This is a genomic window from Streptomyces sp. NPDC127595 (assembly GCF_042671685.1).
Lineage (GTDB): Bacteria > Actinomycetota > Actinomycetes > Streptomycetales > Streptomycetaceae > Streptomyces.
The window spans coordinates 97821-113030 of the sequence record NZ_JBHXWK010000009.1; the positions used below are offsets into that span (position 1 = coordinate 97821).

Annotated in this window: 19 protein-coding genes; 9 read left to right on the top strand and 10 right to left on the bottom strand. The window is 70.0% G+C overall.

What is annotated here, in order from left to right:
• Positions 1–33: 33 nt before the first annotated feature.
• Positions 34–771 carry an FAD:protein FMN transferase gene (locus ACFVKT_RS27210; protein ID WP_385736583.1) on the top strand — a complete coding sequence of 246 codons (738 nt, stop codon included), beginning with the start codon at positions 34–36 and terminating at the stop codon, positions 769–771.
• A 74-nt stretch (positions 772–845) separates the two neighbouring features.
• Here ACFVKT_RS27210 and ACFVKT_RS27215 read toward each other — a convergent pair whose 3' ends face one another.
• From ACFVKT_RS27215 to ACFVKT_RS27240, 6 genes are all read right to left on the bottom strand, one after another.
• Positions 846–1382 (bottom strand): arginine repressor, encoded by a 537-nt coding sequence (locus tag ACFVKT_RS27215; protein ID WP_385735904.1) that lies wholly within the window; start codon positions 1380–1382, stop codon positions 846–848.
• 7 nt (positions 1383–1389) lie between these two features.
• A complete protein-coding gene (locus ACFVKT_RS27220) occupies positions 1390–2598 on the bottom strand; it encodes an acetylornithine transaminase (protein ID WP_385735907.1) in 1209 nt (402 codons plus the stop codon).
• Positions 2595–3506, bottom strand: coding sequence for an acetylglutamate kinase (gene argB, locus ACFVKT_RS27225; RefSeq protein ID WP_385735910.1), 912 nt, complete (start codon positions 3504–3506; stop codon positions 2595–2597). Before argB ends, ACFVKT_RS27220 begins: the two co-directional genes overlap by 4 nt.
• Positions 3503–4654, bottom strand: coding sequence for a bifunctional glutamate N-acetyltransferase/amino-acid acetyltransferase ArgJ (gene argJ, locus ACFVKT_RS27230; RefSeq protein ID WP_385735913.1), 1152 nt, complete (start codon positions 4652–4654; stop codon positions 3503–3505). The genes argB and argJ overlap by 4 nt, the downstream gene beginning before the upstream one ends.
• Positions 4655–4742: 88 nt before the next feature.
• The gene (argC, locus tag ACFVKT_RS27235) at positions 4743–5771 is read right to left on the bottom strand and encodes an N-acetyl-gamma-glutamyl-phosphate reductase (protein WP_385735916.1); all 1029 of its coding nucleotides are present in this window, start codon (positions 5769–5771) and stop codon (positions 4743–4745) included.
• Between the two features lie 176 nt (positions 5772–5947).
• Positions 5948–6688, bottom strand: coding sequence for a DUF6193 family natural product biosynthesis protein (locus ACFVKT_RS27240; RefSeq protein WP_385735919.1), 741 nt, complete (start codon positions 6686–6688; stop codon positions 5948–5950).
• 66 nt (positions 6689–6754) lie between these two features.
• Here ACFVKT_RS27240 and ACFVKT_RS27245 point away from each other — a divergent pair, with 66 nt between their 5' ends.
• The 3 genes from ACFVKT_RS27245 (at position 6755) to ACFVKT_RS27255 (ending at position 9132) form a co-directional block, all read left to right on the top strand.
• Positions 6755–7498 (top strand): VOC family protein, encoded by a 744-nt coding sequence (locus ACFVKT_RS27245; protein ID WP_385735921.1) that lies wholly within the window; start codon positions 6755–6757, stop codon positions 7496–7498.
• Positions 7499–7613: 115 nt separating this feature from the next.
• The gene (locus ACFVKT_RS27250) at positions 7614–8237 is read left to right on the top strand and encodes a TMEM175 family protein (RefSeq protein WP_385735924.1); all 624 of its coding nucleotides are present in this window, start codon (positions 7614–7616) and stop codon (positions 8235–8237) included.
• Between the two features lie 91 nt (positions 8238–8328).
• The gene (locus ACFVKT_RS27255; protein WP_385735927.1) at positions 8329–9132 is read left to right on the top strand and encodes an SAM-dependent methyltransferase; all 804 of its coding nucleotides are present in this window, start codon (positions 8329–8331) and stop codon (positions 9130–9132) included.
• Positions 9133–9154: 22 nt separating this feature from the next.
• Here ACFVKT_RS27255 and ACFVKT_RS27260 read toward each other — a convergent pair whose 3' ends face one another.
• Positions 9155–9559: a DUF5997 family protein gene (locus ACFVKT_RS27260; protein ID WP_385735930.1), complete on the bottom strand. Its 405-nt coding sequence runs from the start codon at positions 9557–9559 to the stop codon at positions 9155–9157.
• Between the two features lie 133 nt (positions 9560–9692).
• Here ACFVKT_RS27260 and ACFVKT_RS27265 point away from each other — a divergent pair, with 133 nt between their 5' ends.
• The gene (locus tag ACFVKT_RS27265) at positions 9693–10466 is read left to right on the top strand and encodes a LysR substrate-binding domain-containing protein (protein WP_385735933.1); all 774 of its coding nucleotides are present in this window, start codon (positions 9693–9695) and stop codon (positions 10464–10466) included.
• A gap of 30 nt (positions 10467–10496) precedes the next feature.
• Positions 10497–11006, top strand: coding sequence for a DUF6314 family protein (locus tag ACFVKT_RS27270; protein WP_385735936.1), 510 nt, complete (start codon positions 10497–10499; stop codon positions 11004–11006).
• On the opposite strand, the gene ACFVKT_RS27275 is transcribed toward ACFVKT_RS27270, so the two are convergent.
• Both ACFVKT_RS27275 and ACFVKT_RS27280 read right to left on the bottom strand, forming a co-directional pair.
• Positions 10988–11581, bottom strand: a complete 594-nt coding sequence (locus ACFVKT_RS27275) for a histidine phosphatase family protein (RefSeq protein WP_385735938.1) — start codon at positions 11579–11581, stop codon at positions 10988–10990. The genes ACFVKT_RS27270 and ACFVKT_RS27275 overlap by 19 nt on opposite strands.
• Positions 11582–11643: 62 nt before the next feature.
• On the bottom strand, positions 11644–12081 hold the full coding sequence (locus ACFVKT_RS27280) for a GNAT family N-acetyltransferase (RefSeq protein ID WP_385735941.1): 438 nt from the start codon (positions 12079–12081) through the stop codon (positions 11644–11646).
• Between the two features lie 174 nt (positions 12082–12255).
• Here ACFVKT_RS27280 and ACFVKT_RS27285 point away from each other — a divergent pair, with 174 nt between their 5' ends.
• The gene (locus ACFVKT_RS27285) at positions 12256–12456 is read left to right on the top strand and encodes a DUF1918 domain-containing protein (protein ID WP_385735944.1); all 201 of its coding nucleotides are present in this window, start codon (positions 12256–12258) and stop codon (positions 12454–12456) included.
• 40 nt (positions 12457–12496) lie between these two features.
• On the opposite strand, the gene ACFVKT_RS27290 is transcribed toward ACFVKT_RS27285, so the two are convergent.
• Positions 12497–13729 (bottom strand): glycoside hydrolase family 10 protein, encoded by a 1233-nt coding sequence (locus ACFVKT_RS27290; RefSeq protein ID WP_385735947.1) that lies wholly within the window; start codon positions 13727–13729, stop codon positions 12497–12499.
• A gap of 168 nt (positions 13730–13897) precedes the next feature.
• On the opposite strand from ACFVKT_RS27290, the gene ACFVKT_RS27295 reads away from it, so the two are divergent.
• Together ACFVKT_RS27295 and ACFVKT_RS27300 are read left to right on the top strand one after the other, a co-directional pair.
• A complete protein-coding gene (locus tag ACFVKT_RS27295) occupies positions 13898–14758 on the top strand; it encodes a 3-hydroxybutyryl-CoA dehydrogenase (RefSeq protein ID WP_385735950.1) in 861 nt (286 codons plus the stop codon).
• A gap of 189 nt (positions 14759–14947) precedes the next feature.
• Positions 14948–15205, top strand: a complete 258-nt coding sequence (locus tag ACFVKT_RS27300; protein ID WP_385735953.1) for a hypothetical protein — start codon at positions 14948–14950, stop codon at positions 15203–15205.
• The last annotated feature ends 5 nt before the right edge of the window (positions 15206–15210 follow it).

Genomic DNA, 15210 nt, shown 5'->3' on the forward strand with positions numbered 1-15210 from the left:
GCCCCGCCCGCGCTGCGCCACGTCGAGGAAGTCATGGGCACCGTCTTCTCGTTCGACGTGCGCGGCGGTGAACCAGCGGCCGTCCAGGCCGCATTGGCGGAGGCGGTCGCCCAACTCCACCGGGTGGACGAGGTGTTCAGCACCTACCGCCAGGACAGCCAGATCTCGCGTCTCGTGCGCGGTGAGCTGACGGTCGCCGAGTGCGATCCGGAGGTCGCGGAGGTACTCGACCTGTGCGCGGAGGCGGAGCGGCTCAGCGAGGGCTGGTTCAGCACCACGTACGAGGGACAGCTCGACCCGACCGGTCTGGTGAAGGGCTGGTCGACCGAGCGGGTGGCCCGGCTCCTCGCCGCGGCCGGGGCGAGCGGGGTCAGCGTGAACGGCGGCGGCGACGTCCAGCTCTGCGGCGTGCCCGGACCGCAGCGGCCGTGGCGCGTCGGCGTGGCGGATCCGCTCCGCCCGGGTTCCCTCGCGGCCGTGGTCTCCGCCGCGGGCGCTGACGAACTGGCCGTCGCCACCTCCGGCACCGCCGAGCGCGGAGCGCACATCGTCGACCCGCGCACCGGCAAGTCCGCGGTCACCGACCTGGTCGCCGTGACCGTGGTCGGCCCCCGCCTGACCTGGGCGGACGCCTGGGCGACAGCGGCCTTCGCGATGGGCTCCCGACAGGCCCTGGACTGGCTGGAGTCCCTCCCGGACGTCGAGGCCCTGCTCATCACGGCGGGAGACGAGGTCAGGTGTACGGGCGGGCTCGCTCGACGACTTGGGTGAGCCCCGACAGGGCGAGGGGAAACACGATCAGGCGCGGCCCCGAAACCCGGGCCGCGCCTCCATTTCCGTACACCTCAATGGGTGTTCTGAGCCAACCGCAGAAGATGATCGGCCAAGGCCTGCCCCCCGGCAGGCTCCCGGCTGATCAGCAGCAAGGTGTCGTCCCCGGCGATGGTGCCGAGAATGTCCTGCAGCTCGGCCTGGTCGATCGCCGAGGCGAGAAACTGTGCCGCCCCCGGAGGGGTACGCAGCACCACGAGGTTCGCGGAGGCCTCCGCGGAGATCAGCAACTCCGCGGACAGCCGCCGCATCCGCTCCTCCTTCGCCGACTCCCCCAGCGGCGCGCGCGGCGTACGGAAGCCGCCCTCGCTCGGTACCGCGTAGATGAGGTCGCCGTCGTTGTTGCGGATCTTCACCGCGTTCAGCTCGTCCAGATCCCGGGAGAGCGTCGCCTGGGTGACGTGCAGCCCGTCGTCGGCGAGCAGCTTCGCCAACTGGCTCTGCGAACGCACCGGTTGCCGGTTGAGGATGTCCACGATCCGGCGGTGGCGTGCGGTGCGGGTCTGCGGTACGGCAGGCCCTGCGTGCTCGTGGTCCTGCGCCTGACTCATCGTCGTCTCATTCCCCGGTTCGTCCTTCCCCGTCGACCGCGTCGAGGACACCGGGCAAAGCCCGGAGAAACGCGTCCACTTCGTCATCGCCGAGGTTCAGCGGCGGCATCAGCCGTACGACATCGGGGGCGGGCGCGTTGACCAGGAGACCGGCATCCTGAGCCGCCTGTTGCACCTGCGGTGCGAGCGGCTCGGTGAGCACGATACCCAGGAGCAGGCCCGCACCCCGGACATGGTCGATCAACGGATGTGCGAGTGACTCGATTCCGTCGCGCAGTTTTTCGCCCGTGCGCTTCACATTGTCGAGGAGTCCCTCGGACGCGATCGTGTCGAGTACGGCGAGTCCGGCGGCGCAGACGACCGGGTTGCCGCCGAAGGTCGTGCCGTGGTGGCCCGGCTTCAGCAGCTCGGCGGCCCGGCCGAAGGCGACCGTGGCGCCGAGCGGCAGGCCGCCGCCGAGCCCCTTCGCCAGGGTGACGACGTCGGGCAGGACACCCTCGTGCGCCTGGTACTCGAACCAGTGTCCGGTCCGGCCGATTCCGGTCTGTACCTCGTCCAGGACGAGGAGGGCGCCGGTCGCGGCGGTGATCGCGCGGGCGGCCTTCAGATAGCCGGCCGGGGGCACGACCACGCCGTTCTCGCCCTGCACCGGCTCGATGATCACCAGTGCGGTGTCCTCGGTGACCGCTGCGGCGAGGGCCTGCGGGTCGCCGTACGGGACATGGGTGATGTCACCGGGCAGCGGCAGGAACGGGTCCCGCTTGCCGGACTGGCCGGTGAGTGCGAGGGCTCCCATGGTCCGGCCGTGGAAGCCGCCGTGGGTGGCCACCATGTGCTTGCGGCCGGTCAGCCGTCCGATCTTGAAGGCGCCCTCGACGGCCTCGGCACCCGAGTTGCAGAAGTACACCCGGCCCTCCCGCCCGAAGAGCTGGAGCAGCCGTTCGGCGAGCGCGACGGGCGGCTCGGCGACGAACAGGTTGGAGACATGGCCGAGCGAGCCGATCTGCTTGCTGACCGCCTCGACGATCGCCGGGTGGGCGTGCCCGAGCGCGTTGACCGCGATACCGCCGACGAAGTCGAGGTACTCCTTGCCGTCGGCGTCCCACAGCCGGGTGCCCTTGCCGCGTACGAGGGGCAGCCGCGGGGTGCCATAGTTGTCCATCAGCGAGCCCTGCCAGCGCTGGGTGAGCTCTGCGTTGGTCGCGGTCCCGGTCATGCGTCCCCCTCGGGCGTCTCGTCCGGCACGACCATCGTGCCGATCCCCTCGTCGGTGAAGATCTCCAGCAGGATCGAGTGCTGGACCCGGCCGTCGATGACCCGGGCGGTGGTGACGCCGTTGCGTACGGCGTGCAGACAGCCCTCCATCTTCGGCACCATGCCGCTGGCCAGCTCGGGCAGCAGCTTCTCCAGTTGGGTGGCGGTGAGGCGGCTGATCACCTCGTCGCTGTCGGGCCAGTCCTCGTAGAGGCCCTCGACGTCGGTGAGGACCATCAGGGTTTCGGCACCCAGCGCCGCAGCGAGTGCCGCAGCCGCCGTATCAGCATTGACGTTGTAGACATGTCCGTCGTCCTGGGAGCGGGCGATCGAGGAGACGACCGGGATACGGCCGTCGGAGAGCAGTGCCTCGATGGCACCCGTGTCGATTGCGGTGATCTCGCCGACCCGGCCGATGTCGACCAACTCGCCGTCGATCTCGGGCAGATGCTTGGTGGCGGTGATGGTGTGCGCGTCCTCGCCGGTCATACCGACGGCGAGCGGCCCGTGCTGGTTGAGCAGCCCGACCAGCTCACGCTGCACCTGTCCGGCGAGCACCATGCGTACGACGTCCATGGCGTCCTCGGTGGTGACCCGCAGGCCCGCCTTGAACTCGCTGACGATGCCGTGCCGGTCGAGAGCGGCGCTGATCTGCGGTCCGCCGCCGTGCACGACGACGGGCTTGAGGCCCGCGTGGTGCAGGAAGACGATGTCCTGCGCGAAAGCGGCCTTCAGGTCCTCGTCGATCATGGCGTTGCCGCCGAACTTGACGACGACGGTCTTGCCGCGGTGCCTGGTCAGCCAGGGCAGCGCCTCGATGAGGATCTGGGCCTTGGGGAGTGCGGTGTGCTTCCGCGTCATGTTGCTCATGAGCTGTAGGCGCTGTTCTCGTGGACGTAGTCCGCGGTGAGGTCGTTGGTCCAGATCGTGGCGGTCTCCTCGCCGGCGGCGAGGTCGGCGACGATGTGGACCTCGCGGTAGCGCATGTCGACGAGGTCACGGTCCTCGCCGACCCCGCCGTTCTTGCAGACCCAGACGCCGTTGATGGCGACGTTGAGCCGGTCGGGTTCGAAGGCGGCTTTGGTCGTGCCGATCGCGGACAACACCCGTCCCCAGTTGGGGTCTTCGCCGTGGATCGCGCACTTGAGGAGGTTGTTGCGGGCGATGGAGCGGCCCACCTCGACAGCGTCGTCCTCGCTCGCGGCGTTCACGACCTCGACCTTGATGTCCTTGCTCGCGCCCTCGGCGTCCCGGATGAGCTGCTGCCCGAGGTCGTCGCAGACCTTCCGTACGGCCTCCGCGAACTCGCCCTGTTCCGGGGTGACTTCGGACGCTCCGGAGGCAAGCAGCAGCACGGTGTCGTTGGTCGACATGCAGCCGTCGGAGTCGACGCGGTCGAAGGTGACCTTCGTGGCCGCCCGCAGCGCCTTGTCCAGTACGTCGCTCTCGACGTCGGCGTCCGTCGTCAGGACCACCAGCATGGTGGCGAGGCCGGGGGCGAGCATGCCGGCGCCCTTGGCCATACCGCCGACGGTCCAGCCGTCGCCGGTGACCACGGAGGTCTTGTGGACGCTGTCGGTGGTCTTGATGGCGATGGCGGCCTTTTCGCCGCCGTGCTCGCTCAGGGACGTGGCCGCCGTCTCAACTCCCTTGAGCAGCTTGTCCATCGGGAGCCGCAGGCCGATGAGGCCGGTGGATGCGACGGCGACCTCGGCCGCGTTGAGCCCGAGGGTGTCGGCCACCTTCTCGGCGGTGGCATGAGTGTCCTGGAAGCCCTTGTGTCCCGTACAGGCGTTGGCACCACCGGAGTTGAGAACCACCGCGGTCACCCGGCCCCCCTTGAGGACCTGCTCGGACCAGAGCACCGGCGCGGCCTTCACACGGTTGGAGGTGAAGACGCCTGCGGCGGCCGGACGGGGCCCGTTGTTGACCACGAGGGCCAGGTCGGGGTTGCCGTTCTCCTTGATCCCGGCGGCGATCCCGGCCGCCGTGAATCCCTTTGCTGCCGTGACACTCACTGCATCTCCTCGTTCGCTTCTCCGCCCGTGCAGCGCAGAGGTGCGGGATTCGTCGTTGTCTGCGGCCCGGTGGCTGCACGCGCGTCGCTCACGGGGCGACTCCGATCGTGGAAAGACCCAGCTCCTCGGGAAGCCCGAGGGCGATGTTCATGCTCTGGACGGCACCGCCCGCGGTGCCCTTGGTCAGGTTGTCGATGGCGCTGATCGCGATGATGCGGTGCGCGGCGGCGTCGAAGGCGACCTGTACCTGAACGGCGTTGGAACCGTAGACAGACGCCGTCGCGGGCCACTGCCCCTCCGGCAGCAGGTGCACGAACGGCTCGTCCGCGCACGCCTTCTCGTATACCGCCCGTACGGACTCCGCGGTCACGCCGGCCTTCGCCTTGGCGCTGCACGTCGCGAGGATGCCGCGGGGCATCGGGGCGAGGGTCGGCGTGAAGGAGACGGTGACGGCCTCGCCCGCTGCGGCGCCCAGGTTCTGGATGATCTCGGGGGTGTGCCGGTGGCCGCCGCCGACGCCGTACGGCGACATGGAGCCCATCACCTCGCTGCCCAGGAGGTGCGCCTTGGGCGATTTCCCGGCGCCCGAGGTCCCGGAGGCGGCGACGATCACGGCCTCGTTCTCCGCGAGGCCCGCGGTGTACGCCGGGAAGAGCGCCAGGGAGGCGGCCGTCGGATAGCAACCGGGCACCGCGATGCGCTTGGACCCCTCCAGCGCGGCGCGGGCACCCGGCAGCTCGGGCAGGCCGTACGGCCAGGTCCCGGCGTGCGCGGAGCCGTAGAACCGCTCCCAGTCGGCCGGGTCCTTCAGCCGGAAGTCGGCGCCCATGTCGACGACGAGGACCTCCGGGCCGAGCCGCTCGGCGACGGCGGCGGACTGCCCATGCGGCAGCGCGAGAAAGACGATGTCGTGACCGGCGAGCACTTCGGTGGTCGTCTCCTCAAGGACACGACCGGCGAGCGGCAGCAGATGCGGCTGCAGCGCGCCCAGCCGCTGGCCCGCGTTGGAGTTGCCGGTCAGAGCGCCGATCTCGACCTCGGGGTGCACCAGAAGCAGCCGCAGCAGTTCCCCGCCCGCGTACCCACTCGCTCCCGCCACCGCCGCACGTACCACCATGGAACCCTCCTCCTCGATGGCATGACTATACGTTTCGCTGCACGTTTATGCAATGCGGTCATGCGGATCTTGTCGCGGAGCGCACGCATCGTGTGACGGAGCAGCTGAGGTGGCACCGTTCGCCAGGGGTGCGCAGTCCGTTGCCGCGCTGTCGACGAATCGTTTGCCGGGCGGGATCATCCACCGAGCATGGTGGGGCCCAGGCCGGACGGCATCTGGCGTACTGCCACCGCCACGGCCTCCTGCGCTGTGGCGAATTGGCCAAGGTCCTGGCTGATGATGCCCCTACCCACTCCGTACGTGCCGTCGCTGTTCGCGCTCAGGCATGGTCCGACGACGGTCAGGTCCGGGCGGGTGGTGGTCGAGAAGCGCAGTGCCCAGTGGCTCGTGAATGGATAGCGGGCACGCAGCGCGACCTCGGCGTGCGCCGCCTCGATCAGGTTGTGGTACGTCTCCCGCCAGGCGTATTCCAGTTCGGCCGCCTCCTGACGCATGCCCTGCCATTCGGATTCCGTCAAGCGCGCGGGATCATTGTCGGGCACCTCGAACCGGCCGGTCAGGTGCACGAAGGGTGCCGCCTGCCGGATGTCCTCCAGGGGCGCCCCGTCGTGCCACGCCCGGGCAGCCCTGGCGACCTCCGCCAGGTCGTCCGTCCTACCGTCGATGAGGGCCAAGCTCTGGAACGGCTCCTCGCCCCTGATCGACCACCGCCGTTCGTGCGACCAGGCGCTGATCGCCAGCGGCTCGCGGTGCGGCAGGGTACTTGCGACGGCCGCGTGGCGCAGCGGAGCGAAGTCAGGGGACGTGACGGGAAGGGCACCCAGGCAGCCGTCCGCCGCAGCCCGGAGCACCGCGGCGAGACTGCCGCAGGCCGCGATGTCGGGGTACAGGACGGAGGGATCGGGTGGGGTGGACACAGCTCCTGATTGTGGCCGCTCATGATCCGCCACCTGAAATTCCCGGTCACACATAGGATCGCCGGCATGGCGCTGCGACCTGTTCAGGTGAACATCAAGGCTGTGGACGACTCGGCGGTCGGCCGGTTCTGGGCGGAGGCGCTCGGCTGGGGGGTTTCCAGTTCGGAACCGGGCGTGACCGGCGTCAAGCCCGCCGGGTTCGACTGGCTGGACCCGGCCGGCCTCTGCATCGACGTCATCGCCGTACCGGAATTCAAGACGGCGGCGAAGAACCGGCTGCACATCGATCTCGCCTCCACCTCCGCGGCCCGTCAGGCGGAGCTGGTCGCGCGCCTCCGGGCGATCGGCGCGACGCCCGCCGACGTGGGCCAGAGCGACGATGTGCCCTGGACGGTCCTCGCCGACCCGGAGGGCAACGAGTTCTGTGTGCTGGAGCCTCGGGAGGTCTACCGGGACACCGGGCCGATCGCCACGGTGGTGATCGACTGTGCGGATCCGCGGGCCATGGCACGGTTCTGGGACGAGGCGATCGACTGGACCCTGCACGACGCGACGGACGATCATGCGGTGTTCCGCTCCGCCTCGGGTGTCGGCCCGTATCTCGAATTCCTCCGCACGCCCGGCGTGAAGACGGCGCCGGACCGCGTCCATCTCGACCTCGTGCCGGACGCCGGTGACGACAAAGCGGCGGAGGTGGCCCGGCTACGGGCCCTCGGCGCCACCGACCTCGACGTCGGCCAGGGCGACGTCCCGTGGACGTGCCTGAGCGACCCGGAGGACCACGAGTTCTGCGTCCTCGCCCGGTCCTGACGCGGAACCGTTACGACACTCCGGCACTCGGGCCCACCCAGGGGTGCCGGGAGTGGCTTTCGGCAAGGGTCGGCGATGCGTTCCAGCCAGGGCACAACGCCCTAGTGTCGTCGGCATGACGGAGCCGGTGACGCAGACGCACCCACACGAGAACGACCCGGGCGCGGCACGCCTGATCGTTCTGTCCGACGGCATCTATGCCATCGCGATGACGCTGCTCGTCATCAACGTGACGATCCCGACGCATCTGGCGGACGCCGCATTCCACAAGGCCCTGAGCGACGCGCTCCCCAGCCTCGGCGCCTTCGCCCTCAGTTTCACCCTCATCGCCGGGTTCTGGCGGGACCACCGCCGTATCCTCACCGCGCTGCCCGCCGAAACGGTCGTGGTCACCCGCCTGATCCTCCTCGGCCTCGGCCTGGTCGCGCTGCTGCCCTTCCCCACCGGACTCCTGGCCGCGTACGCCTCCCAGCCCGAAGCCGTCGCCCTCTACGCGGGCGCCATGGCCGCGATCCACGCCGTGCACGCAACCCTGCTGCTGCTCACGCAACGCCAGTTGCTCCCTTCGGCCGCGGCGTCCGACGCCGCGGCCCGCCGCCGCTTCACCGCCCAACTCGGTTCCAACGTCCTGATCTTCGGCCTCTCCATTCCACTGGCCTTCGTCAACACCGAAGCAGCCATGTGGTTCTGGCTCACGCTCATCCCCGCCCACTACGTCCTCGGCCGCCGGCGTCGGTAACTGCAACCATGGGCACGCCACTTGATATGGGAAGCTGTCGCCGGCCGCTCGCGGGCAAGGGGAGCGTGGCGGCCTTCGAGAGGAGCGTCGCGTGAGGCAGGACGGCTACCGTGCCGAGCAGATCAAGATAGACACCAGCAGGCCGCATCCCGCGCGGATCTACGACTATCTGCTGGGCGGCAAGGACAACTACGAGGTGGACCAGCGGGCCGCCGACGAACTGGTCGCCGCCGCACCCGAGGCCCGGATCGGCGTACGGGCCAACCGCGCCTTCCTGCAGCGCGCGGTCCGTTTCGTCGTGAACAGCGGTGTCCGTCAGATCCTCGACATCGGCACCGGGCTGCCCACACCGCCGAACGTGCACGAGACGGCCCAGGAAGTGGCCCCGGACGTGCGCGTCGCGTACGTCGACAACGACCCGATAGTGAAGGTGCACGCCGACGCCCTGCTCGACCGCTCCGAAGGCACCGGCGTCGTACTCAGCGACCTGCGCGACCCGCTGGCCATCGTGGACCACCCCGATGTCCGCCGGGTCATCGACTTCGACGAGCCGGTCGCCCTGGTCCTCGTCGCCGTACTCCACTTCCTCACCGACGCGGAGAAGCCCGGCGAGGTCGTCGCCACCCTGCGCGACGCGCTGCCCGCCGGCAGTTTCCTGGTGCTCTCGCACGCCACGGGTGACTTCGCCGACCGCGCCGCGGCCCGGGCCGTCTACAACAAGGCCACCGCCACCCTGAACCTGCGCTCCCGCGCCGAGGTCGAGCGCTTCTTCGACGGCTTCGAGCTCCTCGAGCCAGGCCTGGCCCAGGTCCCCTTCTGGCGCCCGGACACCGAGCCGCCGGCCCGCTCCGCCGAAATCGGCTTCTACGGCGGCGTGGCCCGCAAGTCCGGCTGAACCAGCCGGTCTCCACGGGAGATCAGGAACGCGCGCCCCGGGCCTGAGCCGCGTCGTCGGCCTTCTTCTCCTTGATGCGCGCCGCTTCCTTGCGGACCTCGGCCTGGGTGGCACGCTCACGCAGCAGCCACTCGGGGCCCTCCGACTTCAGCGCCTCGATCTGCTCCGTGGTGAGGGCCTCGGTGACCCCGCCGCGCGCGAGTCCGGCGATGGAGACGCCCAGCTTGGCGGCGACGACCGGCCGCGGGTGCGGGCCGTTGTCCCGCAGTTCCAGCAGCCACTGGGGCGGTTCGCTCTGCAGCGCAGCCAGCTCGGCACGCGAGACGACACCCTCCTGGAACTCGGCGGGGGTGGCCTCGAGGTACACACCCAGCTTCTTCGCCGCGGTCGCGGGCTTCATCGTCTGGGTGTTCTGGTGCGGCGTCATGGTCTCAAGGGTAACGAGCGTACGGACCGGCTCCGACCAGCACGGCTGCGAGCACCCCCTTGCGAGCGGTGCCGCCCAGCCATCGGCCCACCGCAGTGCCCTGCCGCCGGGCCACGGCCGGTAGCCTGGCGGAGTGACCGGATCCGAAGCATCCCCGTCGTTCAGGCTCGCGTACGTCCCGGGGGTGACGCCCGCGAAATGGGTGCGGATCTGGCACGAGCGACTGCCCGACGTCCCCCTGACCCTCGTCGCGGTGTCCGCCGCGGAGGCGTTCGACGTCCTGCGGAGCGGCGGCGCCGACGCCGGTTTCGTACGGTTGCCGGTCGACCGTACGGACCTCAGCGCGATCCCGCTCTACACCGAGACCACGGTGGTCGTGGTCCCCCAGGATCATGTCGTGGCAGCGGTGGACGAGGTGTCCACGGACGATCTCGCCGACGACATCGTGCTGCACCCCCTCGACGACACCCTCGGCTGGGAGCGCCTGCCGGGGCAGCCCGCGATCGAGCGTCCCGCCACGACGGAGGACGGCGTCGAACTGGTGGCGGCCGGCATCGGAGTCCTCGTCGTCCCCCAGTCACTGGCCCGTCTGCACCACCGCAAGGACCTCACCTACCGCACCGTCACGGACGCCCCCGAGTCACGCGTCGCCCTGTCCTGGCCGGAGGACAGGACCACCGACCTGGTCGAGGACTTCATCGGGATCGTCCGCGGCCGCACGGTCAACAGCACCCGCGGACGTACCCCCGCATCCGCCCCGGCCGATCCAAAGGCCAAGGCCAAGAGCAGCCCCAAGCGGCCCGAAACGGGCGGAGGCGCCCGGCGCAAGCCCGCCACCGGCAAGGCGACGGGCAAGAGCCCCCGCAGTGGAGGCACCAAGGGCGGCAAGCCCCGCGGCCGTTCCTAGCGCCTGGAAAGTGACGGAAAGCGGGACGGAATGGGCGAGTTCTGGCCAGTTGGCGACACGCTGGCATACCTGGCCGGAGGCTGGCAGGTGGAGCGAGCCGTGCGAGATCTGGCGAGCGGCGCCGAGGGCCACTTCACGGGGACGACGGTTTTCCGGCCGCGAGAGGACACCGGTCTCCTGCACCAAGAGTCCGGCACGTTCGTATGGCAGGGCACGCCCCGGCCGGCCGAGCGGACGCTGTGGTTCCTGCCGGGGCAACGCCTGGGCACCGCGGACGTACGGTTCTCCGACGGCCGCCCCTTCCACGACCTGGACCTGACCTCCGGTCGGTACGTCGCCGACCACCCCTGCTCGGAAGATCTCTACCGAGGCGAGTTCACCGTCCTCGACGTGCACCACTGGCGGACCGTGTGGCGCGTGGCAGGCCCCGCGAAGGACCTCGTACTCACCACGGACTACACCCGCGAGAACACGGGCCACCACACGCCCGAGGACACGGACCACAGGAACGAAGGCACCGACTACAGGCGCGAAGACTGAGTGAACGCCCCTTCGAAGCGCAGGTGCCAACGCCCCGCGCTGCCCGTCACGGTGATCGTCGACAACGGACGGACGTCCACGTTCCAGTACGTCGAGGGCGGCGCCTTCAGGGCGTAGACGACGGCGGCGCGGACCACGGCAGGCTCTGCCACGGCGACGATACGGCCGCCGTCGTCGGCGGGCCGGGTGTCGAGCCAGTTGCCGACCCGCGCGATGAAGGCCAGCAGCGACTCGCCGCCGTGGGGCGTGGAACGCGGGTCGGCGAGCCAGCCGTCGACGGCCTCGGGCTCACGGGCCATCGCCTCGCCGAGCGTGAGACCCCGCCACCGGCCCATGTCGCAGTCGCGCAGGGCGAGCTGGACGAGGGGCGCATAGCCGAGCGCGTCCCCGGTGGCCCGGCTGCGTGGCGTCGGTGCGCAGTAGCGCAGCTCGGCCACGGCCAGCGGCACCAGCTCGTGGGCGGCACGCTGCACCTCCGCCCAGCCCGCCTGATCCAGCGGCCGGTCGTCCTCGAAGCGTTCCGCAAGCAACGTGGAACTGCGTGCAGCGGCGACGAACGTGACCCGAACATGCATGCCGAGATCGTGGAACGCGGAACTCCGCAGGTCAAGAGGGGTAACGCAGGGTACACGTGAAATCACCGCAGGATGAGCGCCATCCACTGGTCGGGCCGGTCCAGCGCCTTGAAGCCGAGCTTCTCGTAGACACCGTGCGCGTCCTGCGTGGCGAGCAGCACCCGTCGTACACCGAGTGGTTCGAGGTACCCGCGCACGCCCGCGACCAGGGCGGTGCCCAGCCCCTTGCCCCGGGCCGCCGGGTCGACGTAGACGTCACAGAGCCACGCGAAGGTCGCCTCGTCGCTCACCACGCGTGCGTACGCGACCTGCTCCCCGGACGTCACGTCGTACACCCCGAAGTTCAGCGATCCCGCGATCGCGCGCTCCTGCGTCTCACGCGAACGCCCGAGGGCCCAGTACGCGTCGGTGGAGAGCCAGCGGTGTACGCGGTCGACGTCGATGCGAGTGGAGTCGGCGGAGATCTCGTAGCCCTCGGGCAGGCTCTGTGTGTCGGTCATACGGGGACAGTCGCAGCTCGCCCTGCCGGGGGTCGAGCGGTTTTCCGCCCCACCCTTCCCGTACCGGGCACGGGCCGGGCCAACCGGCGCCACCGGCCGTAGACTTGAGACCACGGACCGCTACTCACGTACAGACGGACCGCTACTCCCGTACAGAACGAGGAGGCCGTTCAGATGCACGCAGTCAAGGGCGACCAGTTGGTGCAGCACGGCCGGGTCGTCGGGCAGCAGGACAAGATCTCCGAGATCCTCGAAGTGCTGGGTACGGAGGGCACTCCCCCGTACCGCGTGCGCTTCCAGGACGGGCACGAGGCGGTGTGCTCGCCGGGCCCGGACTCCGAGATCCGGCACAAGAACACCGCTCAGGGCCAGTAGCCCGAGATCCGGCACAAGGACACCGGTCAGGGCCAGTAGCTCAGCGCGCGAACCGTGCCGACCGCTCGTAGTGGTCGGCGACGAGGCGTGCCATCGCACCGATCCGGTCGGCCCCGACCTCCTTGGCCGAGAAGAAGACATGCCCGCCCACCTGCGGGTAGTCCCCGGCGAGGGTGAGATGCCGGGACAGCTCGGCCGGGTCCTGCCAGGCGGCGGGCTGCGCCGGATCGCCGGCCTTGTACAGGGCCTCCCCGACGTACAGCTGCACGCCGCTGCCCGCGGCGACCTCGGCCCACCAGGGCACCAGCTTCGCGTAGTCGGCGGCGGCCAGACCGATGTTCCAGTACAGCTGAGGAACGATGTAGTCGATCCAGCCCTCGCGGACCCACTTGCGGGTGTCGGCGTACAGATCGTCGTACGTCTGCACGCCGGCCCGGGTCGCCGAGCCGAGCGGGTCGGTGCTCGCGTTGCGCCACACCCCGAAGGGGCTGACGCCGAAGCGGGCCGCGGGCCGGATCCGCTTGATGCCGGCCGCCGTCTCCCGCACCAGCCGGTCGATGTTGTCGCGCCGCCAGGCCGCCCGGTTCGGGAAGCCCGCGCCGTGCGCCGCATAGGCCGCGTCGTCGTTGAAGACCTGCCCGGCGACCGGGTAGGGGTAGAAGTAGTCGTCCCAGTGCACGGCGTCGATCTCGTACCGGCTCACCGCGTCGAGCATGGCGTCCTGGACGAAGGCGCGGACCTGGGGCAGCCCGGGGTTGTAGTAGAGCTTTTCGCCGTACGGGACGACCCAGTCGGGGTGTTGGCGGGCCGGGTGGCTCGCCACGAGCCGTGTCGGGTCGGTGTGGTTCGCGACCCGGTACGGGTTGAACCAGGCGTGCAGTTCGAGGCCGCGCGCGTGGGCCTCCGTGACCGCGGTGCCGAGGGGGTCCCAGCCGGGGTTCCTGCCCTGGACGCCGGTGAGGTACTGGGACCACGGCTCGTACGGCGAGGGCCACATCGCGTCGGCCGTGGGGCGCACCTGGAACATCACGGCGTTGAGGTGGCGGCGTACGGCGGTGTCGAGATGGGCGAGGAGTTCGGCGCGCTGCTGGGCGGCGGTCAGTCCGGTGCGCGAGGGCCAGTCGCGGTTGGCGACCGTCGCCAGCCACATCCCGCGCATCTCCCCCGCCGCGCGGGGCCTGTGAGGAGCGGCCGCGGCATCTCCCCCCGTCACGAACCCCGACAGCGTCGCCGCCGCGGCCAGTGTGAACGCCCGGCGTGACAGTCGCCCCATCCCCGCACCCCCTACCCAGCGGATCCGCCTCGTCACGGATCGTCTCCCCGCACAGCATGCCCGACCCGCACGATCGATCATCGATACTTGGGAGTAACGTGCACGATCGGAGCAGGCCCCTCACGAAGGGCGCCCTGCCAAGGCCGATGATCAGCGGAAAGGGACGATGTGACCGACATCGAACGCGTCGGAGTGGTGGGCTGCGGCCAGATGGGAGCGGGCATTGCCGAGGTGTGCGCCCGCGCCGGTCTTGACGTCAAGGTGGCCGAGACCACCGGTGAAGCTCTGGAGATCGGCCGTACCCGGCTCTTCAACTCCCTCTCCAAGGCGGCCGAGCGCGGGAAGATCTCCGAGGAGGAGCGGGACGCGACACTGGCGCGGCTCAGCTTCACCACGGACCTCGGCGAGTTCGCCGACCGCGACCTGGTGATCGAGGCCGTCGTCGAGAACGAGCAGGTGAAGACGGAGATCTTCCAGGTGCTCGACCAGGTCGTGACCCGGCAGGACGCGATCCTCGCCTCCAACACCTCCTCGATTCCGCTGGTCCGGCTCGCTGTCGCCACCTCGCGTCCCGACCAGGTCATCGGTATCCACTTCTTCAACCCGGCCCCGGTGCAGAAGCTCGTCGAGCTGATCCCGGCGCTCACCACGTCCGAGGGCACCCTCAGCCGGGCGCAGGCGCTCGTCGAGAAGATCCTCGGCAAGCACGCGATCCGCGCCCAGGACCGCTCGGGCTTCGTGGTCAACGCACTGCTGATCCCCTATCTCCTGTCCGCGATCCGTATGTTCGAGTCGGGCATCGCGAGCCGCGAGGACATCGACAACGGCATGGAGCTGGGCTGCGCCCACCCGATGGGCCCGCTCAAGCTGTCCGACCTGATCGGCCTCGACACGGTGGCCTCGGTCGCGTTCTCGATGTATGAGGAGTACAAGGAACCGCTGTACGCCGCTCCCCCGCTGCTGCAACGGATGGTGGACGCGGGCCGGCTGGGCCGGAAGTCGGGCTCGGGCTTCTACACCTATTCCTGATTACAGACAGTCAGACTCAGGCTCACGCGGGCCCGGCACCCCTTTCGGTGCCGGGCCCGCGGCATTCACACGCCGTGTGCGCGCCGGGCCCGCATATGCCGCTCGCACACGCTCCCCACGCATCCACCAGGCGAGTTGACTTTCCGTGCGCAAGTAAAGGCTGTGACGACTACGGAAAGGAGCCGACTCGTGACCGCCAACCCCGAGCATCCCGTGGCACCGAGGGAACTCGCCGAGTTACGCCAGTCCATCGAAGTGGGACTCACCCGCATCGAGGGCGGCCTGGCGCTGCTCACTCAGCGCGACGACCAGACCGCCAAGGATCTCGACGACCTGAGCGCACGGATCGTCGCCCTGGAACACACCCGCTGGCCACTGCCCACCGTCGCGGTCGTCGCGGCCGTGGGCGCACTGGCCGTTGCGGTCTGGCAGGCTCTGGGCCACTAGGGCCT